Raw genomic sequence first — 20,013 nt, 5'->3', positions numbered from 1 at the left:
CCTGTGCTCAGTTGCGCGGCGGCCCTTTGAGGTCCAGCGGCGCGGCGTTGTCGGGGCGGCCGCGAATCAACGATTCCGGATGACGGCCCAGATAATCGGACAGCTCACGCAGCGAACGGGACATGCGCCCGAGCTCGTCGAGGGTCTCGGTCAGTTGCTCGCGTTGCGGCGAGTCTTCGGCCAGGGTCGAGCTGGCCGACTGCAACGTCTTGCTCAGGTCGGCGAGGGTGTTCTGTACGCCGGGCAGGGTCCTGGCGTTGAACTGGCTCAGGCCTTTGCGCAATTCCACGAGGTTGCTGTCGAGGTTGCCGGCAATCCGCTCCACCGGCAACTTGTTGAGCTTGTCGATCATCGCTTCGAGTTTTTCCTGCAACTGTTCGAGGCTGCCGGGGACGGTCGGAACGCTGATCGGGCGAGCGGTGGGGTCAAACGCGACTTTTTCGGCCTTGGGGAAGAAATCCAGCGCGATGTACAGCTGGCCGGTCAGCAGGTTGCCGCTGCGGGCCTGGGCACGCAGACCGTTGTCGATAAAGGTGCCGATCAGGCGCACGGCAGCGGCTTCATCGTCCGGATTGTGCTCGAGTACCTTAAGCATCTTGACGTGAGCCTGACCGAGGCGTTGCGGGTAGATCACGATCCCGACGTTGAGCGGGAAACTGCGTTTTTTTGCGTCGAAGTCCAGGTTGACGCTCACTACCCGGCCGATTTCGATGCCGAGAAACTCCACCGGTGCGCCGACTTTCAACCCGCGCAGGGCCTGATCGAAACGCAGGGTCAGGTATTGCGCTTTGCCGTTGGGCGGGGCGAGGGCGGTTTGCTGGTCTTCAAACAGGTCGTAGGTTCTTTCTTCGGCAGCGGCAACGTCGTTGGGGCTGTACTCCGGTGCTCGGAAGGCGATGCCGCCCACCAGCAAGGTCGACAGCGATTCGGTTTTCACCGCAAAACCGTTGGCGCCGACGTTGACATCAATCCCGCTGGCGTTCCAGAACCGGGTGTTTTCGGTGACGTAGGCGTCGTTCGGCGCATGGATGAACACCTCGATGTTCACTCCTTTGCCATCGGCGTCCAGCGCATAGGCCACGACTTGGCCGACCGGGATCTTGCGGTAATAGACCGGCGAGCCGATGTCCAGCGAGCCGAGATCCGAAGCGTGCAGGTTGAAGCGTTTGCCCGGTTCGCCGTAGGTGATCGGCGGCGGGTTCTCCAGGCCCTTGAAATGCTTCGAACGCGAGTTGGACTGACCGATGTCGGCGCCGATGTAGTCACCGGAAAGCAACGTATCGATGCCCGAGACACCGCCCGCACCGATGCGCGGGCGCACGACCCAGAACTGCGAATCTTCGCGGGTGAAGGTTTCGGCCTGCTTGGCCAGTTTGATCGTGGCGTAGACGCTTTTCTGGTCGTCGCTCAGCTCGACGTCGGTGACCTGGCCAATCACCACGTTGCGGTATTTGACTTCGGTCTTGTTGGCGGTCAGGCCGCTGCCGGTCTTGAAGGTGACGGTGATGGTCGGGCCTTCCTGCATCAGGTTGTGCACCACCAGCGAGAGGCCCACCAGCACCGCGACGATCGGCACGATCCACACCAGCGAAATGCTGAAACGCCGAGTCTTGACCGGCGCCTGGCCGGGCGCTCGCGGTTGATCGGCGGCTGACGACTCCATCCATGACCTCCAGGGTGTGTTGGGCACTGAGCGTCAGGAACGCAAAAGCACTTCATCAATATAGAAGTGCTTCGCGATAGAGCAAATGTGCAGGATGCTTTAACCGCGAAGCGTCATCCCAGCAGCTCCCGCAGGCGATACCAGAACATGCCCAGTGCCAGCAGTGGCGAACGCAGCGCCGGGCCGCCGGGGAATGTCATGTGCGGCACGTTGCTGAACACATCCATGCCCTGACTGTGGCCGGCATGAATCGCTTCGCCCAGCAGCCTGGCGCACCAGTGGGTGACGTTCAGGCCGTGGCCGGAATAGCCCTGGGCGTAGAACACGTTCGGGTGCTGCTTCAGGCGGCCGACCTGCGGGAAGCGGTTGGCGGTGATGCCGATCTTGCCGCCCCACTGATAGTCGATGCGCACATCTGCCAGTTGCGGGAACACCTTGAGCATCTTCGGTCGCATGTACGCGGCGATGTCCGCCGGATCCCGCCCCGAATAGTGGCAGGCGCCGCCGAACAGCAAGCGCCGGTCCGCCGAGAGCCGGTAGTAGTCGAGGCCGACTTTCTGATCGCACAGCGCCAGGTTCTGCGGAATCAGTTCGGCGGCGCGTTCCGCCGGCAGCGGTTCGGTGGCGATGATGTAACTGCCGGCGGGCAGCACCTTGCCGCTGAGTTGCTGTTCGAGTTCATCCAGGTGCGCGTTGCAGCCGAGCACCAGACTGCCGGCGCGCACCGTGCCGCTCTGGGTGCGTACCTGGACGGTCGGGCCGTGGAGGATTTCCAGCACCGGGCTCTGCTCGAAAATCCGCACCCCGAGGGAGGCAGCCAGTCGGGCTTCGCCCTGGACCAGGTCGAGCGGGTGCAGATGCCCTGAGCCCATGTCGATCAGGCCGCCCTTGTAGACGCCCGCGTTCACCACTTGCTGACGAATCAGCTCAGGGGCGACCAGCCGCGTTTCATGGCGGTAACCCAGCTGCGCCAGGCTGTCCTGCTCGGCCTTGAAGGCGTCGAACTGTGCCGGGGTGTTGGCCAGCTCGCAGAAGCCCCAGCGCAGGTCGCACTCGATGGCGTTGTCGGTGATGCGCTGGCGCACCAGCTCCACCGAATCGATCCCGGCCCGGTGCAGGTAGCGCACGCCTTCGCTGCCGACATGCCGTGAGAAACCTTCGACGTCATGGCCGATCCCGCGAATCAGCTGCCCGCCATTGCGCCCGCTGGCGCCCCAGCCGATGCGCCGGGCTTCAAGCAGAATCACCGAGAGTCCGCGCTGCGCCAGTTCAATCGCCGTATTGACGCCGGTGAACCCGCCACCGATCACGCAGACGTCGGCGATCAGATCACCCGTCAGCTCCGGATAGGGTGTGCTGGCCCGGGCCGACGCGGCGTAATAGGACTGGGCGTGTTCCTGGGTGTACTGATTCATTTGTTCGACTTCACTTTGCTCCAGGACCGGGTCATCAGACGCATGATCGACTGGGGCGGGGTAGAGGAGATGTAGAGCTTGTCGAGGACTTCCTGGGACGGATAGACCTCGGGATTGTTGACCAGCTCGGGATCCATATATTGCTTGGCCGCCGGGTTCGGGTTGGCGTAACCCACCGAGGCGCTGACCTTGGCGATCACTTGCGGATCGAGCAGGTAATTGATGAAGGCGTGGGCTTCCTTGGTGTTGCCGGCATCGGCGGGAATCGCCAGCAGGTCGAACCACAGGTTCGCGCCTTCCTTGGGAATCGAATAGGCGATGTTCACGCCGTTCTTGGCTTCCTTGGCGCGATTGGCGGCCTGGAACACGTCGCCGGAGTAACCGAAGGCCACGCAGATGTCACCGTTGGCCAGGTCGGACACGTATTTCGAGGAATGGAAATAGGTGATGTACGGCCGGATGCTAAGCAGTTTCTCTTCGGCCTTCTTGTAGTCTTCGGGTTTCTCGCTGCGCGGGTCCATGCCCATGTAGTTGAGGATGGCCGGGAACACTTCATCGGCCGAGTCCATCATCGACACACCGCACTGGGTGAGTTTCTTCAGGTTTTCCGGTTCGAACAGCACGGCCCAGGAATCGATGTGATCGATGCCCAGCACTTGCTTGACCTTGTCGACGTTGTAGCCGATGCCGTTGGTGCCCCACAGGTACGGCACCGAGTGCTCGTTGCCCGGATCGTTTTTCTCAAGCAGGGCCAGCAGTTTCGGGTCGAGGTTTTTCCAGTTCGGCAGTTGCGAGCGGTCCAGTTTGAGGAACGCACCGGCCTTTACCTGACGGGCGAGGAAGTGGTTGGACGGCACCACCACGTCGTAACCGGTGCGACCGGCGAGCAGTTTGCCTTCGAGGGTTTCGTTGGAGTCGAAGACGTCGTAGATCACCTTGATCCCGCTGGAGGACTGGAAGTCGGCGAGGGTGGTTTCGCCAATGTAATCGGTCCAGTTGTAGACGCTGACCTGGGGTTGGGCGAGGGCACCGGCACTGCACGCCAGGGCCAGCGCGGCGGGGATCATGGATTTCAACAGACGCATATCGACACCTCTTCGAATTATTGGATTTTTCAGGTGAGCACGTTCCCCTGTGGGAACTGGCAAGCCAGGTCCCACAGGGCCGTGGGTGTTGGTTACACGCTCAGCAACAGGAACTCCCGCTCCCAGGAACTGATCACGCGCTTGAAGTTTTCGTGCTCGGCGCGTTTCACCGCGACGTAGCCGCGTACGAACTTGCTGCCCAGGTATTGCGCGACGGTGTCGCACTCTTCCATCTGGGTCAGGGCTTCTTCGATGGTGATCGGCAGGCGCAGGTTGCGGCGCTCGTAAGCCCGGCCTTCGACGGCGGCGCTCGGTTCGACGCCTTCGACCATACCGATGTAGCCGCACAGCAGGCTCGCGGCGATGGCCAGGTACGGGTTGGCGTCGGCGCCGGGCAGACGGTTCTCAACCCGCATCGCCTCAGGCCCGGAGGTTGGCACCCGCAGGCCGACGGTGCGGTTTTCTTCGCCCCATTCGACGTTGACCGGTGCCGAGGTGTCCGGCAGGAAGCGGCGGAACGAGTTCACGTTCGGCGCGAACATCGGCAGCACCTTCGGAATGTACTTCTGCAGGCCGCCGATGTGATGGCGGAACAGGTCGCTCATGCTGCCGTCGGCATTGGCGAAAATTGGCTGGCCGCTGGCGATCTCGACCACGCTCTGATGCAGGTGCATGGCGCTGCCGGGCTCGTCGCCGATCGGCTTGGCCATGAAAGTCGCGGTCACGTTGTGCTTGAGGGCGGCTTCACGCAGGGTACGCTTGAACACGGTGATCTGGTCGGCCAGATCGAGCGCGTCGCCGTGGCGGAAGTTGATTTCCATCTGCGCCGGGCCGTCTTCGTGGATCAGCGTGTCCAGATCCAGGCCTTGCAGTTCGCACCAGTCGTAGACGTCTTCGAACAATGGATCGAATTCGTTGGCGGCGTCGATGGAGAACGACTGCCGACCGCTTTCGGCGCGACCGGAGCGGCCCAGGGGTGCCTTTAGCGGTAAGTCCGGGTCTTCGCAGCGCTGGGTCAGGTAGAACTCCATTTCCGGCGCCACGATCGGCTTCCAGCCTTTGTCGGTGTACAGCTGCAGGACTTTCTTCAGCACGTTGCGCGGCGACAGTTCGATCGGGTTGCCGAACTTGTCGAAGGTGTCGTGGATGACGATGGCAGTCGGCTCGATGGCCCACGGGATCACGTACACCGCGTCGCTCACCGGTTTGCAGACCATGTCGATGTCGGCCGGGTCGAGCAGGTCGTAGTAGATGTCGTCGTCGACAAAATCCCCGGTTACCGTTTGCAGCAGCACACTTTCCGGCAGGCGCATGCCTCGCTCATGCAGGAACTTGTTGGTCGGTGCGATCTTGCCGCGGGCGATGCCGGTCAGGTCGCTGACCACGCATTCCACTTCGGTAATCTTGTGATCTTTCAGCCACGTGAACAGCTGATCGAAAGGGGCATTCATAAAGACCTCGTCGTTGGTTTTGTTGACGCGGGGGAACGCGATTTCATCTTTCGCAGGCTTCCCCTGTGGCGCGTTGACGACTATCTTGGGCGGGCCTTGCCGTTCCATCTATCCACTTTCAGCAGCACCAAAGCGCACCAAAAGAGTGCGCAAGGTTCCCCATGACGACGTGCAATCCGCTTCAGGTTCAAGCGTTCAACACCGCCGATGTCACCGAACAGATCCGCGCCACGCCGGGTTGGGTTCAGCATTACCAGCAGATGTCGCCGGGGCATTTCGCCGGGCAGATCCGCTATCTGGATTTGCAGGGTGTGGAGGTTTACGAAGAACAGATGAACACTCGGGTCGAGCAGAATTTCAGTGCGCCGGAAGGGGCGCTGGCGTTCTGTTTCGATCGCAGCGACAACGCGCTCTATCTGCTCAATGAAGAGAGCCGCAACATCTGGATCACCCCGGAGAACTACCAGGAAATCGCCGTGGTGTTCGGCCCGGATTTCGTCCAGCGCAATGGCCTGGACGTGGCCAGGCTGGAAGGTCTGTTCATGGCGCCGCTCAATGGCGCGCAGAATGGATTGTTCAGCCGCTGGTTAAGCTCCACTCTCACGAAGTTGTCGCAAACCCTTGATCAGCCAAGCAAAGAAGCACTGACTCAACAGTTGCTGGAGGACTGCCTGTTCATCCTCGACAACGCGAGCGTGTGCCTGGACGGCGGTGGCTTGCAGCGGCGCGCCGAAGAGCGAATCACCCTCAAACGCGTGGGCGAGTGGGCAGCGGATTCGCCGGAAGAAACCGTCAATCTGCTTGAGTTATCGCGGGTCGCCGGGGTTTCCCTGCGCCAGTTGCAGCAGACCTTCAAGGCTTACACGGGGATGTCGCCGAGCCACTGGCTGCGGTTGCGCAGGCTCAACAGTGCGCGGCGCGAATTGCTCAAGCGTTCACCCGCGGAGACCACCGTGGCGGAAGTAGCGATGAATTGGTCGTTCTGGCATTTAGGCCGTTTTTCAAGCAGTTATCGAGCATTGTTCAAGGAGTTACCGAGCGAGACGTTGAAGCGTTCATCGTCCTTGTGACGGGCGCTCTGCGCCACAAACAAAAAAAGGCGGGAGAGGTTTCGGTATTCACCGAAGCCTCTCCCGCCTTTTTCATCTGCCGATATTGCCAAGCCTGTTGCGTTACCGACTAACCAACTCTGAGACGCTTGAAGGAGGACGAAAGGGATCTTTTCATCAGCCTGGCCATCGGGGTTTCTATTTCTTTATGGATGACATGGGACGCACCTATCATCAAAGCGATGGTGCCCCAGAGCAGGACGTGTGGATTCATGGCCGGATAAGCGACATTGAAGATCATGAAACCGATCATTTGATGCAGCAGGTAAAGCGGGTACGTCAGGGCGCCCAACGCTGTCCAGTCGATCCTCCCGATGGCTGACGTTTTATGCGTCGAGATAAAAAGAAACGTCATGAAAAACAGGGCAATGACACCGCAGATGATCAACGAATCGTATTCGGTCGAATATTTCAGTTCGATCGATTCGGCCCACTTGATCGCGTTGAAGCTGGCCAATGCCTGCGCAGCGGCCAACAGGGAAATACGGGACTTGGTAAAACCCTTGTCCCAAATGATGTAGAACGTCGCGCCGGCGATGAAATAGGCCGCGTAGTCGGTGATCAGTACCGAGCGCAGCTTTTCGAAAGCAAAGACTTCCGCTGCGGCCGAGATCAGCAGCCAGAGTACGAGGAAGGTTTCTATTTTCTCTATTTTCTTGAAAGCCAACAGAATGGCGATCATGAAGTAGAACTTTATCTCGACGAACAGCGACCAGTAGACCCCGTCTATGGGTGGCACACCGATCACGTCGCCCAGAAATGTCAGGTTGATCACGTATTGATAAAGGTCAGCCGAAAATCTCGGCTGCCCAATGGCCAGCGTGACGAGAAAAGTGATCGTGCAGCACACCCAGAACGCCGGGCAGAGGCGAATGACGCGGGAAATGAAGAACGCTTTGAGGTCGTTGCTCGAAGCGGTCATCAGGATCACGAATCCGCTGATCATGAAAAACAGCTCGACGCCCAGATAACCGTATTTGGCTACGTCAGCCAGCATGGGGTAGGGCATCACGGACATGTCCCCCCTCGCATACCCGCGAAATGCATAGTGAAAAATCACCACGGCGAACGCCGCAAGGAAGCGCAGCAAATCCAGCTCGTTCAGTCGCCGGTTGTTCATGTACAGGCGCTCCAGACTCGTCAGCGCGGATCGAAAACTGAGGACTGTGTCGTATGACATCCGACTCAAGGCCAAAGCGGCGTAGGGTGCTCAAGGACTGCGTAGCCACATGCGGATGTAATCGACTTCGAACGTGGAGGGCAGGTCAGCATCGTCGACCACACCGAACCATTTCCACATGGCCTCACTGTCAAAGACGATCTGCATGGGGTAGAAAAAGTGGTTGTTCTTCGACTCCCTGACCAGAACGCCATCGACGTACCAGCGCAGGGTGTCGGGTTGCCAGTCGAAGCCGTAGACATGAAAGTCGCCAGCCAGCCGCCAGGGGCTGGTCCAGGTGCTGCCGTCGGCGATATGTTCGGTGCTCTGTGGCGTGGCCCAGAGGTGGGCGTTCATGTTGTAGGCGCGGTCCGAGGCCGCCTCTTTGGTCTTGCCGCCGATTTCAAAGATATCGATTTCGGTGGCGTTGTCGGCCATGCCTGTCCACGCCAGCCAGAACGCGCTGGAAGCCGCAGAGTTCATGGGTTTGGCCCGTGTTTCGTAATAGCCGTAGAAGCCACGTTCGAGGGTACGAACCATCGCCGAGGTGTAATTCTTGAAACCTAGCTGCACGTATTTCGGCGGCAGGGTTTCCTTGCGAAAGACAATCTTCAGATAGCCGTTGCTGACGCTGGCATTGCGCTCGGTGAACAACGCCGGCTTGCGTCCCAGCGATTCGTTCCCGATAGCATTGTTGACGTGCCAGCGCGTGCGGTCGAGGGTGGTGCCATCGAACTCGTCGGACAGCGTGGTGTTGAGCAACCACCGGCCGGCATTGGCCTGATCGGACAATGGCAGATCGGCATGGATGTGGGATGGCAGAGCGTCCAGCGGGCCGACACGTGTCCAGGTATCGGCCTGAACCGGCATGGCCACGGACCACTTGTCTGCCAGGTAGCGAAATACGCGCTGGCGCTCCGCGAGCGAGGCAAACGGCCGGTCATACACCAGGACTTCGGCGATGTCGCCGCGAAAGTTTTCGGCATTGCCGACGGCATTGCGCCCCACGCCATACGGTCCCAGTGGGACGTCCTGCAGCTCAAGGACAGAAACCGTCGGCTCATAAGCACCGGTTTGCGCAAGGCTCACGGCGAAATTCGGCAGCACGTTATCGTTGCTGGCGGCCTGCGGCCTTGAACTGAACAACCGTTGCCAGGGATCGACCCCGGCCTGTTCCGGCAGCCGACGGGACACGATCAGTACGGTCGCCGATCCTTTAACCGTGCGCAGGGTCCGGCCGAGTAATCCCGAGTTACCGCTCAAGCGCACCACCGCCTGGCCATTGAGGCTGTTCTCCATCCGTTGTGGCGGCGAAGAAGCGCCATCGACGGTCGCATCATTGGCCTTGCCTGATTTGTCGCTCCAGCGCTGGAGTCGGTTCTGCGCATCCAGGCTCATCGTCGAGGCGTCGGCAGCGTCCAGCCACAACACGAGGCCGGTGGTCGGCACCGCAGGAGGCGCCTGCGCTGCGTTGCTTGGCAGCGCAACCGAAAACAGCACGGCCAGCAGACATTCCTTGAACATCGGCATCACTTCACCGCAACGGGTGCCGGAATCTTGAATGAAGATTGATACCCCTGCGGATTGCACGACTGCCAGCGCCAGGTATCGGTGATCATTTGTTCCAGGCCGCGCTGTGCGCTCCAGCCCAATTCGCGTCCTGCCTTGCCCGGATCGGCCCAGCATTTGGCGATGTCACCGAGACGTCGAGGGGCGAAGCGGTAGGGAATGCTGATGCCGGTGATGTCCTCGAAACTGTGGATGATCTGCAGCACGCTGTAGCCAACGCCCGTGCCGAGGTTCCAGAAGTGAATCCCGTTGTTGTGCTGCAGCACTTGCAGTGCCTTGAGGTGACCGATGGCCAGGTCGACCACGTGGATGTAGTCGCGCACGCAGGTCCCGTCGACGGTGGGATAGTCGCTGCCGTACACCGTGAGTTCGGGTATCCGGCCTATGGCGACCTGCGTCAGGCACGGCAACAGGTTGTTGGGGCGGCCCCTCGGGTCTTCGCCGATCATTCCGCTTTCGTGGGCGCCGATCGGGTTGAAGTAACGCAATAACCCGATGCTCCAGCGCGGATCGGAGTTGCACAGATCCGTCAGCAACTCTTCGATCATCAGCTTGGTGCGGCCATAGGGGTTGACCGGTTTGCCGGTGCCGAAATCCTCGGCAATCGGCGTATTTGCCGGTTCTCCGTACACCGTGGCCGATGAGCTGAACACCAGTTGGAAAACGTTGTTGCGGGCCATTGCCTGGCACAGTTCGAGCGTACCGGCAACATTGTTGGCGTAGTAGTCCAGCGGCTTGCGCACGCTTTCTTCGACGGATTTGAGACTGGCAAAGTGCACCACGGCCTCGATGTCGTACCGGCTGAAGATATCGTCGAGCAGGACCGGATCGCGAATATCGCCCTTGATGAAGTCGACGCGGGTCAGGGTCAGTTGCTCGAGGCGCCGGATGCACTCTCGACAGCTGTTGCACAGGTTGTCGAGCACCAGCACCTTGTGGCCGGCGTTAATGAGGGCCAGAGCCGTATGCGAGCCGATGTAGCCGGCTCCGCCAGTAATCAACGTGGTTTTGCGCATGGTGAGGCCTTCCTGTCTCAGGGCTGAACTCAGCGGGAGGTGAAAACCGATTTGAATTCCTGTGGCCAGTGCGGGTGCAGGGCGCTGTAACCCACGGCATAACTCAGTGCGCCGAGCACGACGCTGCCGATCAAATGCAGGTAACCCTGGAGACCCAGCTGCGGTAGCACCAGCAGCACGGTTGCCGCCATGACCAGGGAAGCGATCATGCTGCGGTAACTGGCTTCGAAAAAGCCGCGCCAGCTGTAGCCGATCGCCGTGTTCAGGCCGCGGATTTGCAACGGCGTGATGACCAGCATGCGCGCCAGCAGAGCGACGGCTGCGGCCATGCCGCCATACAGGTTGCCCAGGGCGTAGACCAGCGCCAGGGCCAGAGCGGTGGTCAGCACTTCGGCCTTGATCGTGAGGTGGCTGCGGTTGACCGCCACCAGTGCGGTGGTGGCGTACATGGCGGTGTTGCCGATGGCTGCCGTGCAGGCCAGCACTTGCAGCAGAGGAATGGCTTCAGCCCATTTGGCGCCGAATATCAAAAGGATCAGGTCGTTTGCCGTGAGTGCGATGCCGATGAACAACGGCGTCAGCAGAAAACCGCTGACGGCGGTTGAATCGCCAATGATCCCGATCAATCGTCTGGGCTCTGCGCTGCGCCGGGAGAACGCCGGCAGCGCATAGCTCAGCAGGCCGTTGTAGATCGCGGTGCGTGGCAGTTCGATGATGCGCATCGCCATGTTGAACATGCCGACCGCGTTCGCGCCGGCGGTGATGCCCAGAACCACATTGACCCCGCGCTGCAGGGTTTGCGAGCTCAGCGCGTTGACGGCAACCGGTGCGCCTGACCTCAACAACTCGCGCAGGGTCGGGCCGTCGATGTGAAAGGGGATGCGCCGCGGGTCCGCGCGCATCAACACAATGATCGACACCAGTTCCATGATCAGCGCCTGGGCAATGACCGCCCACGCACCCAGCCCCCAAAGCGCAACGGCAATCCCGCCGACGCCGCCCGCCACTTTGCCCAGCAGCGTGCGCGACGCCAGCATCCTGAAGTTGCTGCTGCGGCGCATCTGCGCCACATAGACCCGCGCCATCATGGTGAACAGGATCTTTATCGAGGCTATCGCCGTCATCCATTGCAGCAGCGGGTCGGGGGTGTACAGCATGACCGCGCCCGAAATGACGCCGATGCTCGCCAGGCTGACGAGCACCGCCGCCCAGTAGGCTGTGCTGATGTGCTTGTCTTCCAGCCGCTCAAGCCGTACCAGCGGGTCTTCGAGCACCGACGAGTACACCAGACCGATCAGTTCGACGATGGCAATGATCACCGTGCCCACACCCAGCTCGGCTGGCGACAGCAACCTGGCGTAGGCGACGAAGGTAATCATCGACAGCAGGATCAGGCCGAATTTCTCGGTGAAGATCCAGGTCAATGTCATCAGGCGGTGGTTGGCCATGGCGGGTACCGGATCAATGGGCGGTGGTTGACGCCGTAGCCTTGCGCAAGGTTCTGGCGCGGGCATAGAGGTAGCGCAAGGTTGGTTTGCCGTTGGCGAAGATCAGCGTTTGCCATGAGCAATCCAGCATTCGCCGGTACACGCCGAGGACCTGGTCATGCTCGCCACGTCGGGAAAACGCCTCGAGAAAATCGGTGTGATTACCCAGCACGAAATCGATCCGCTGCTGCCGGGTCAACTGCGCGCCGTAGCGGGCGAGGTACACCTCGATGAAGCGGATTTTGTTCTGGTAGTACTTTTTCGGATTCGCGGTCATGTTGCCGCCATTGACCGTGCGCTCCAGCAGCACCTCCGGCACCGTGTGGATCTCCCAGTGCTCGGCGATCCGGGTCCACATGAAGCGGTCTTCGGAATAGCGCAGGCTGGCATCGAAGCCGCCGAGTTGCATGATCACGTCACGTTTGACCAGCGCGGTGGAGACGCCATTGACGACATTGGCGTGGATGAAATCGTAGAAGTGCCTGCCGTTCTTCAACCGGTCGTCCAGCTGACGTCTGCCATCGCTGTAATTGACCTGCGCATAGCAGTCGATCAGCCCCACCGGCCGGCCCTGGCGGGTGAGTTCGTCATACAGTGCCAGCTGTAACTCCAGCTTTCGCGGATGCCATTGGTCATCGGCATCGAGCATTGCCACAAACGTTTCTTCGGAGTGCCGCATCCCATGATTACGGGCGCTGGCCTGGCCTTCGTTGGGTTGCTGTAACAGCGTCAAGCGAAACGGCGCGACAAAGTCTCTGACCCGCTGTGGTCCGTCATCGGTGGATCCGTCGTCGATGACGATGACGTGATCGGGCAGTCGGGTTTGCCGGGCCAGGGACGTCAGTGTCTGCTCGATGCTGTCGGCGCCGTTGTACATCGGAATGATGACGCACACTGAATCTGCTGAACGGGGAGCTTGGTTTGGCACGGTGATTCTCCTTGGGTTACGCGCGGGCGGAATCGCGCGGTAGTGCGCTGCCCGACGAACGCTGACGCAGCGCTGCCGGTGAGGATTCGGGGGAGGTCGCGTGGTGGTGCCGGAAGGTCAGGGCCAGGGTGCAGAACACCAGAAACTCGGCGGAGCGGTAGTTGGGGATCACGTACGCCACATAATTGGTGACGGCGAACAGGCCGATGATGACCAGCGCACTGGCACGAAATCGAGCGGCCTGATTCGCCGTCACCGCGCGGTATTGCTTGAACAGTGCCTCACCCAACATCAATGCCAGCGCCGTCAACTGGATGAGGCCGCCGTTGAGCAAGGTCTCCATGTAGCCACTGTGGGCGTTACCGATGTAACCCCAGCGGGTGATGAACGCATCGGCATCGGGACTTGCCCAGAAGGCGCCGAAGCCGTAGCCCTTGAGTAACTGGCTGTCGATGAAAGGCGCGAGCAGTTCCCAGATCAGGGTCCGATCGGTCAGTGACGGATCGCGCCCGGCCATTTCCAGCAGCACCGCAAAGTTGCTGTACAGAAACAGGCAAACCAGCAGGTAAAGGAGGGTGCACCCGAGGAACATCAGCTGCGAGCGATTGATCCCCAAACGGATCATTGTGAGGAAGTACCAGTAGCTGATCGTGCCGGAAATGATCAGCGCCACGCCGGTGGCTGACTGGGCAAGCAGGATCGCGACCAGCGAAAAGAACGAACAGAAGAGCGCCCAGCGATTGCGCTGCCGGATCATCGGCAGCAACAGCATGATGGCGATCGCATTGAGTCGGGCGCCGGCATTCTTTTCGGCGAAAACACCTTTGAACGCGCCGTCGCGAATGCCCCCGGAGAGAAACGCCACTTCAGGCATGACCACCGCGAGCAACAACCCGATCAGCGCCGCGATGCCGATGGCGCAGCCGAGCATGAAGGCGATTCTTTCAAGGGAGTAGTTATAGGCAATGAAGCCTGCAAAAAACACCACCCCGAGCAGGGCGATGAACCGCTTGAGGCTGAGCATCGGGTCGTGGGACCAACCGATTGACGCGATGACACAGAGCAGGAACACCAGCAGGAAGAAGTTGCTGCGATAAAAGGTCTTGCTGAGGAATACCTTGTTGCGGATGAAAAAGAACAACGGTACCAGCAGCGTGATGAGGCCGCAGACCTGATTGGCGACATTGCCTTCGAGGTCTTTGTTGATATCGCCGAAGCTCGCGGCACTGCCCAGACCGAGGACAAAGGTAATCACCTGGATGTAGAACAGGATGCCGAACAGGGTGAAGGCGTCGCGCATTGTCGAATAGCGGATCGTCAGGGGGCTCATGGTGACGGGTCTCCAACCAGTGCTTTGAGGTAGGTCTGCACTGCACTGGCACTCATGAATCGCGCGGCCGCATCGAGGCGTGATTGACGCTGCAGATCGCGCGGTATGGACAATTGCTCGACGATGGCCTGTGCCAGGGCGATCGGATCATCGACAGCAACCAGCGGCGCCACCAGACCGCCGACGAGGATGTCTTGCGGACCATGGGGGCAGCGGGTCGCCACCACCGGCGTGCCGGTGGATAACGCCTCGACCAGCGCGTTTGGGCTGCCCTCGAAACGCGACGACAACACGAAGCAATCGGCTGCGGCTACTTCTACCAGGGGATCGTTGGTATAGCCCGGCAGATCGAAGCGCTCCGCGACCCCCAGCTGTTTCGCCTGCTGAAGCAGTTCGGCCCGGAGGGCGCCTTCGCCAAAAATGATCAGGCGGGCATCGCGATCCGGCAGTGCGGCGAATGCTGTGATCAGCGTGTCGAAACCTTTTTGCGGCGCCAGGCGCCCCACGGCGACAATCACTGTGCCGGACTTATCCAGCAGCCAGCGGTGGCGGGGCAGTCCCGGCGTCTTCTCGCGAAAGTCGTTGTCGAGCACCGGGTTGTCGGCAATGGTCACGTCCCGGCGTCGGGCGAGGGTGGTATCGACCAGATCCTGGGCGACGCCGCGCGAAACACAGATCACCGGATTGGGAATCAGCCGATACAGCAGCGGTGCCACCCGATATGCCATGCGCACCATGAAATCGGGGTTCACGTGCCGGTCATGGGAAAAGGCATTGCGCTCGCTGACGTGCAGTCGGGCCAGCGTACCGGACAGTGCCGCCGCGACGATCGCCACCACGTTGACGTGGGTGAGGGCCGCCAGCTGGGCGTCAAAGCGATTGTCACGCAGGAATCGCGTCAGTGCCGGCACCGCACGGACGCTGCGCGGGCTGTGCAATTCAACCTTTTTCACGCGCGGGTCTAGATGGGCTGCGTGAGTGCCGCCACCGGTGAGCATCAGCAACGTCACGTCATTGCCCGCATCCACCAGCGCCTTGGCCAGGCGCGCCATCATTTTTTCAGCACCGCCGGCGCTGAGGTCGTGGAGGATGATCAGTAATTTTTTCATTGATTCCAGACCTGGTAGTACGCCTGCGCCGCGTGCTGGCTGGTGTACGGGCGCAGGGTGTCAGTGAGCGCCTTTTCGCCGGGAGCGACGGCATGACCTGAGGTCAGGTTGCACAGCATTCCCTCGGCCAGTGCCTGTACGTCGTTGACGATCACCAGTTGACCGAGTCGGCCGTGGTCCAGCAGTTCTCTGGGCCCGGTCTCGCAATCGCACGCAAGCACCGGCGTGCCCAGTGCCAACGCCTCGATCAGCACGGTCGGCATGCCTTCTTGCAGGGAACTCAGAATGAACAGCCGGGCGTGCCTGAGCACGGGATAGGGATTGCTCATAAAACCGCTGAAATGCACCCGTTGCGCGATACCCAATTGCCTGGCCTGGGTGACCAAGGCTTCGCGCAACGGGCCATCACCGACGATCACCAGATCCGGTAGCGCCGCGCTGCGCAGCGCCAAGGCGTAGGCATCGAGCAGCAGATGAAACCCCTTGGGTTCGACCAGACGCCCCAGGCTCAGCCAGTAGTTGCGGGGCAATCCGGCCGGCCTGGGCGCCTGGGCGGCTTGAAACAGTTGATCGGTGACGACCGCGTTGGGGCAATAACGAATGCGCTGCCGCCCCCAGGGCACGGCATCGGCGAGGGTCTGGCGCAAAGCCGACGAAACCGTCACCACCTTGCCACTGCCACACAGGTACAAGGCGTAGAGCAGACGCAGGCTTGAGGGGCCGGTTTTCTGTTCGCTGCAGTCGAGGGTCGCATGGCGGCTGTAGATGACTTTGCAGGCACTGCCCAGGGTGGCGAACCACGTGCAGAGGTTGGCCTGCTCCTTGGCGGAAATGAGATGGGTGACACCTTCGTGCCGTATGAGCCGGCGCAGCAAAACGATGGACTTGAACAGGCCGAGGAGGCCGTTGCCGCCACCGCTGTAGCATTGAATGCCCCGGGTGTCGGGCATGTCTGCGTTCATGACGAAAAAACTCACGCGCCGACCGTCCTTGAGAAACTGCTCGGACAGCCGCTGCTGAACGCGCTCGACGCCACCGCCCGGCTTGAAATCCTTGAGAGTAAACAGGATGTGCATGGTCATTCCCCAACGCTGATGGCGACTTTGTGTCGAACGATCATGTTCAGCAGGTGCAGGAAGTTGCTCGGGTAATCGATGAGGTAGCGTTTGATCGTGTGGGGCTCGCGGTACATGCGATAGAACGCGCGCAGGTGCAGACGATTGATCAGCGCCGGGTAGTACTGCCGCGTCGCCAGGGCTTCTTGCCGGATGAAACCGCCACAGGTGAAGGCGACTCCGCGAAAGCCTGCGCGCAGGGCATCCTGCTCGAACTGCTCTTGCCGTCCGGCGCCCAGGCCGACGATCAGAATGTCCGCTGCGCTGCGACAGATGTCGTACCGAATGTCTTCGGCCTGGGCAGCGTCGAAATAGCCGTTGTGATAGCCGGCGATGCTCAGTTGCGGATAAAGGGCCTTGATCTTGCTGATGAACAGATCCAGCTCGGCTTGCCGAGCGCCGACGAAATAGACGCGTTTGCCCTGTTGCTCGGCGCTGCGCAGCACGACGTCGGCTATCGAGGTAAAGTCGAAGCTGACCCGACCAATCGGTCTGCCGGTAATGCGAGACATGAAGGTTGACATCAGCATGCCGTCGCAAAAATAGGCAACGCTGCTCGGATTTTGCTCGAAAAAACTGCCGATCGAGGCAAAGTTGATGAAGGAATAGGCCTGGTTGGCCTCCAGTAATTTCGCCGAGTACTGCCCGACTATTTCCAGTTTGAACATGGCGCCGCTCCTTTCAGAGGACTGAAGGGGTCTGCCGACCCACGGAGACGTAGGTGAAACCGCGTTTGCTCAAACGCTGCGGATCGAACAGATTGCGCCCGTCGAAAATCAACGGCTGTTTGAGCAACCGGCTGAGCTGGTCGAAGTCCGGTGCCCGAAAGGATTGCCACTCGGTGACGATGATCAGGGCGTCGGCATTTTTCAGCGCCGCTTCCTTGGTGCCTGTCAGCGTCAGGTCGTCGCGCGAGCCGTAAAGGCGCTGGGCCTCTTCCATGGCTTTGGGATCAAACGCCTGCACGCTGGCGCCGGCTTGCCACAAAGCCTCCATCAGTACCCGGCTGGGGGCTTCGCGCATGTCGTCGGTATTGGGTTTGAAACTCAGCCCCCACAGGGCAAACGTCTTGCCGCGAAGGTGGCCGTCGAAGTGATCGAATACCTTGCGGTAGAGGCTGGCTTTCTGTTGCTGGTTGCGCGCCTCCACGGCCTTGAGCACCCGGGCGTCGATGTCGACACCGTCGGCCGCCTGTATCAGCGCCTTCACGTCCTTGGGAAAACACGAGCCGCCGTAGCCCAGACCTGGGTAGATAAACTGGTAACCGATGCGCGGGTCGGCACCGATGCCGTGGCGCACCTTTTCGATGTCGGCGCCGAGCTTTTCAGCGAGGCAGGCCATTTCGTTCATGAAGCTGATCTTGGTTGCCAGCATGCAATTGGCGGCGTACTTGGTCAGTTCAGCGCTGCGAACGTCCATGACAATGATTTTTTCGCGGCTGCGATTGAACGGCTCATACAGTTCGCGCATGACCTCTTCGGCACGCGGGCTGTCGGTGCCGATGATGATCCGGTCCGGGCGCATGCAGTCCTCGACCGCGCAGCCTTCCTTGAGAAATTCCGGGTTTGAAACCACGTCGAACGTCAGATCGCCGCGACCGTTGTCGGCCAATACTTGCTCGATACAGGCTCGCACCCGATCGCCGGTACCGACGGGCACGGTGGATTTGTCGACGATGATCTGGTGCCGGTCCAGGTTCAGCGCGATGGTCCGCGCCACGCTCAACACGTATTGGAGATCCGCCGAACCGTCTTCGTCGGGCGGTGTGCCGACGGCGATCAACAGCACATCGCCATGGTGAACGGCGTCCACCAGGTCTGTGCCGAACCGCAGTCGGCCGCTTTGGTAGTTGTCGCGCACCAGGATTTTCAGGCCCGGCTCGTAGAGCGGCAGCGTGCCCTCTTTCAATGCCTCGACCCTGCCGGCGTCGACGTCGACGCAGAGCACGTTGTGCCCGACCTCGGCCAATGCAGCACCCTGGACAAGGCCTACGTAACCAATACCGAATACGCTCACATTCATGGTCGAACCTCAGGTCGTCGTGACGGTTATCAACGGTTGGGCAGGAGAGCGGCAGACGCGGGAAAGGGGCTCAGTAGATGTTTTTCGAGAACAGCGTGAAGGGCGTCTTGATGAGGATTTTGATGTCGAGCCACAGCGACCACTGGTTGATGTAGTTGAGGTCCTGGGCGACGCGCAGCTGCATCTTTTCCACGGTCTCGGTTTCGCCACGATGGCCAGTGATCTGGGCCAGCCCGGTGATACCCGGCTTGAGGCGATGCCGGGCCATGTAGGTGCGCACCTTGCCGGTGTAATAAAGGTTGTGGGTGACGGCATGCGGACGCGGGCCGACCAGGGCCATCCGGCCGGACAGGACATTGAACAGCTGTGGCAATTCGTCGATGGAACTGCGGCGCAGGAAACCGCCGATCGGCGTGAGGCGGTCATCGTTGCGGGTGGCCTGCCGTACCTCGCGGTCGTCGTGGACGTGCATCGAGCGAAACTTCCAGACCTTGATCACTTCGCCGTTGCAACCGTGACGGTTCTGCTTGAACAGCACTGGCCCTGCAGAGGTCAGCTTGACGGCAACGGCGACCACCAGCAGCACGGGGCTGAGCAGAAAAATGGCCAGGGCGGCGAGGCTTCGCTCAAACAGATCCTTGCAAAACAGGCTGGCGGGGTGCGAACTGATCAGGCTCTCGTTGAGGTAGATGGCCGGCATTCGCTCGATTTCCGAGATCGAATGGTTGAGCAACACCATGCTGCCAAAATCCGGGATCCACACCACGTCGACATTCATGTCCAGCAGGTCGATATAAAGCGCTTCGATGGTTGCTGCATGGGCCATCGGCAGCACGATATAGACGCGACGCACTTCCAGGCCCGTGATGATCTCGCGGATAGCGGAAACGTGGCCGAGCAACGGCAGAATGCTGGGGGCAGGGCCGCAGCTGTCCTCGGCGGCAATGAAACCCAGCACCAGCGCGCGGTTCGGTCGGGACAGTTTTTTCGCCAGTTCATGGGCCGTCGGGCAGGTACCGATGATCACCGAACGACGTCCGTTGCAGACCTTGCGCGAGTACAGGCGGGCCAGGTAATGCAGGGGCAGAAAGCTCAAGGCCTGCACCACGAAACCCAGCACCGCCCAGACCATGATCACCTGGCGTGAATAAATGGCGCTGGTCTGGGTGAAGAACGCAATCGCCGCCAGTACGGCCAGCAGGGTCAACCACCCGGCCAGCAACCTGCCAAGCCCGACCAGCAAGCCATGGCGTTTGTGGTAGACCTGCATCACGCTGTAGATCGGTATCGAGCCGAGCACCGTCAGAATGATCAGGATGCGGTATTCGCTGGTCAGACTGCCGACGCGCCAGTGCACGAGCAATATCAACAGCGCGGTGACCAGCGACAGCGCGCACAGCCACTGGCCCCAGAACGTCAGGCCTCGGCGGTGTGTCATGTGAGCGGTATAGAGCGAAGTCATAGGCTTAACCTCAAGACAGCATTCATGCATCAGCGCGAATCGAGCGGGCACGGCGTGCCTCCCGATGGCTTTTCCGTAGCTCGGCGGAGGTGA

At 60.7% G+C, this 20,013-nt stretch carries 16 protein-coding genes; 1 reads left to right on the top strand and 15 read right to left on the bottom strand.

All coding sequences use genetic code 11. The features are described from left to right. Positions 1–7 precede the first annotated feature (7 nt). The 4 genes from ACODTD_RS03110 to ACODTD_RS03095 all read right to left on the bottom strand — a co-directional run bounded on the left by ACODTD_RS03110 (position 8) and on the right by ACODTD_RS03095 (position 5,614). Positions 8–1,663, bottom strand: a complete 1,656-nt coding sequence (locus ACODTD_RS03110) for a PqiB family protein (protein WP_489104412.1) — start codon at positions 1,661–1,663, stop codon at positions 8–10. 113 nt (positions 1,664–1,776) lie between these two features. Further along, a complete protein-coding gene (locus ACODTD_RS03105; protein WP_489104411.1) occupies positions 1,777–3,078 on the bottom strand; it encodes an NAD(P)/FAD-dependent oxidoreductase in 1,302 nt (433 codons plus the stop codon). Beyond that, complete coding sequence (locus ACODTD_RS03100; RefSeq protein WP_007951305.1) at positions 3,075–4,163, bottom strand: polyamine ABC transporter substrate-binding protein; 1,089 nt, start codon at positions 4,161–4,163, stop codon at positions 3,075–3,077. The genes ACODTD_RS03105 and ACODTD_RS03100 overlap by 4 nt, the downstream gene beginning before the upstream one ends. A 92-nt stretch (positions 4,164–4,255) precedes the next feature. After that, positions 4,256–5,614 carry a glutamine synthetase family protein gene (locus tag ACODTD_RS03095; protein ID WP_041475556.1) on the bottom strand — a complete coding sequence of 453 codons (1,359 nt, stop codon included), beginning with the start codon at positions 5,612–5,614 and terminating at the stop codon, positions 4,256–4,258. Between the two features lie 161 nt (positions 5,615–5,775). Between ACODTD_RS03095 and ACODTD_RS03090 the strand changes: the two genes are divergently transcribed. After that, entirely contained in the window at positions 5,776–6,684 is a 909-nt protein-coding gene (locus tag ACODTD_RS03090; RefSeq protein WP_011334239.1) for a helix-turn-helix domain-containing protein, read from the top strand. Between the two features lie 109 nt (positions 6,685–6,793). Here ACODTD_RS03090 and ACODTD_RS03085 read toward each other — a convergent pair whose 3' ends face one another. The 11 genes from ACODTD_RS03085 to ACODTD_RS03035 form a co-directional block, all read right to left on the bottom strand. Next, positions 6,794–7,843: an acyltransferase family protein gene (locus ACODTD_RS03085; protein ID WP_201818528.1), complete on the bottom strand. Its 1,050-nt coding sequence runs from the start codon at positions 7,841–7,843 to the stop codon at positions 6,794–6,796. Between the two features lie 90 nt (positions 7,844–7,933). Beyond that, entirely contained in the window at positions 7,934–9,406 is a 1,473-nt protein-coding gene (locus ACODTD_RS03080; RefSeq protein WP_489104410.1) for a family 16 glycosylhydrolase, read from the bottom strand. A 5-nt stretch (positions 9,407–9,411) separates the two neighbouring features. Further along, on the bottom strand, positions 9,412–10,467 hold the full coding sequence (gene galE, locus ACODTD_RS03075; protein WP_489104409.1) for a UDP-glucose 4-epimerase GalE: 1,056 nt from the start codon (positions 10,465–10,467) through the stop codon (positions 9,412–9,414). A gap of 29 nt (positions 10,468–10,496) precedes the next feature. After that, positions 10,497–11,915, bottom strand: coding sequence for an oligosaccharide flippase family protein (locus ACODTD_RS03070; RefSeq protein WP_489104408.1), 1,419 nt, complete (start codon positions 11,913–11,915; stop codon positions 10,497–10,499). Between the two features lie 13 nt (positions 11,916–11,928). Continuing rightward, positions 11,929–12,882, bottom strand: coding sequence for a glycosyltransferase family 2 protein (locus tag ACODTD_RS03065; RefSeq protein ID WP_489104407.1), 954 nt, complete (start codon positions 12,880–12,882; stop codon positions 11,929–11,931). Positions 12,883–12,898: 16 nt separating this feature from the next. Beyond that, positions 12,899–14,212 carry an O-antigen ligase family protein gene (locus ACODTD_RS03060; RefSeq protein WP_489104406.1) on the bottom strand — a complete coding sequence of 438 codons (1,314 nt, stop codon included), beginning with the start codon at positions 14,210–14,212 and terminating at the stop codon, positions 12,899–12,901. Continuing rightward, entirely contained in the window at positions 14,209–15,321 is a 1,113-nt protein-coding gene (locus tag ACODTD_RS03055; protein WP_285355922.1) for a glycosyltransferase, read from the bottom strand. The genes ACODTD_RS03060 and ACODTD_RS03055 overlap by 4 nt, the downstream gene beginning before the upstream one ends. Then, entirely contained in the window at positions 15,318–16,397 is a 1,080-nt protein-coding gene (locus ACODTD_RS03050; protein ID WP_011334231.1) for a glycosyltransferase, read from the bottom strand. The genes ACODTD_RS03055 and ACODTD_RS03050 overlap by 4 nt, the downstream gene beginning before the upstream one ends. Before the next feature lie 2 nt (positions 16,398–16,399). Beyond that, a complete protein-coding gene (locus ACODTD_RS03045; protein ID WP_011334230.1) occupies positions 16,400–17,104 on the bottom strand; it encodes a WecB/TagA/CpsF family glycosyltransferase in 705 nt (234 codons plus the stop codon). Between the two features lie 13 nt (positions 17,105–17,117). Next, a complete protein-coding gene (locus ACODTD_RS03040; RefSeq protein WP_221614629.1) occupies positions 17,118–18,458 on the bottom strand; it encodes a UDP-glucose dehydrogenase family protein in 1,341 nt (446 codons plus the stop codon). A 70-nt stretch (positions 18,459–18,528) separates the two neighbouring features. Beyond that, the gene (locus ACODTD_RS03035) at positions 18,529–19,920 is read right to left on the bottom strand and encodes an undecaprenyl-phosphate glucose phosphotransferase (RefSeq protein ID WP_489104405.1); all 1,392 of its coding nucleotides are present in this window, start codon (positions 19,918–19,920) and stop codon (positions 18,529–18,531) included. Positions 19,921–20,013 lie beyond the last annotated feature (93 nt).

It is taken from the genome of Pseudomonas sp. FG35, assembly GCF_057809295.1.
The sequence above is the reverse complement of the archived record's forward strand: the minus strand, read 5'-3'. Positions and strand labels throughout refer to the sequence as shown.

Coding starts and splice junctions, on each gene's coding strand:
- ACODTD_RS03110 (WP_489104412.1), bottom strand. CDS start 1,663: ATGGAGTCGTCAGCCGCCGATCAACCGCGAGCGCCCGGCCAGGCGCCG.
- ACODTD_RS03105 (WP_489104411.1), bottom strand. CDS start 3,078: ATGAATCAGTACACCCAGGAACACGCCCAGTCCTATTACGCCGCGTCG.
- ACODTD_RS03100 (WP_007951305.1), bottom strand. CDS start 4,163: ATGCGTCTGTTGAAATCCATGATCCCCGCCGCGCTGGCCCTGGCGTGC.
- ACODTD_RS03095 (WP_041475556.1), bottom strand. CDS start 5,614: ATGAATGCCCCTTTCGATCAGCTGTTCACGTGGCTGAAAGATCACAAG.
- ACODTD_RS03090 (WP_011334239.1), top strand. CDS start 5,776: ATGACGACGTGCAATCCGCTTCAGGTTCAAGCGTTCAACACCGCCGAT.
- ACODTD_RS03085 (WP_201818528.1), bottom strand. CDS start 7,843: ATGAACAACCGGCGACTGAACGAGCTGGATTTGCTGCGCTTCCTTGCG.
- ACODTD_RS03080 (WP_489104410.1), bottom strand. CDS start 9,406: ATGTTCAAGGAATGTCTGCTGGCCGTGCTGTTTTCGGTTGCGCTGCCA.
- galE (WP_489104409.1), bottom strand. CDS start 10,467: ATGCGCAAAACCACGTTGATTACTGGCGGAGCCGGCTACATCGGCTCG.
- ACODTD_RS03070 (WP_489104408.1), bottom strand. CDS start 11,915: ATGGCCAACCACCGCCTGATGACATTGACCTGGATCTTCACCGAGAAA.
- ACODTD_RS03060 (WP_489104406.1), bottom strand. CDS start 14,212: ATGAGCCCCCTGACGATCCGCTATTCGACAATGCGCGACGCCTTCACC.
- ACODTD_RS03055 (WP_285355922.1), bottom strand. CDS start 15,321: ATGAAAAAATTACTGATCATCCTCCACGACCTCAGCGCCGGCGGTGCT.
- ACODTD_RS03050 (WP_011334231.1), bottom strand. CDS start 16,397: ATGCACATCCTGTTTACTCTCAAGGATTTCAAGCCGGGCGGTGGCGTC.
- ACODTD_RS03045 (WP_011334230.1), bottom strand. CDS start 17,104: ATGTTCAAACTGGAAATAGTCGGGCAGTACTCGGCGAAATTACTGGAG.
- ACODTD_RS03040 (WP_221614629.1), bottom strand. CDS start 18,458: ATGAATGTGAGCGTATTCGGTATTGGTTACGTAGGCCTTGTCCAGGGT.
- ACODTD_RS03035 (WP_489104405.1), bottom strand. CDS start 19,920: ATGACTTCGCTCTATACCGCTCACATGACACACCGCCGAGGCCTGACG.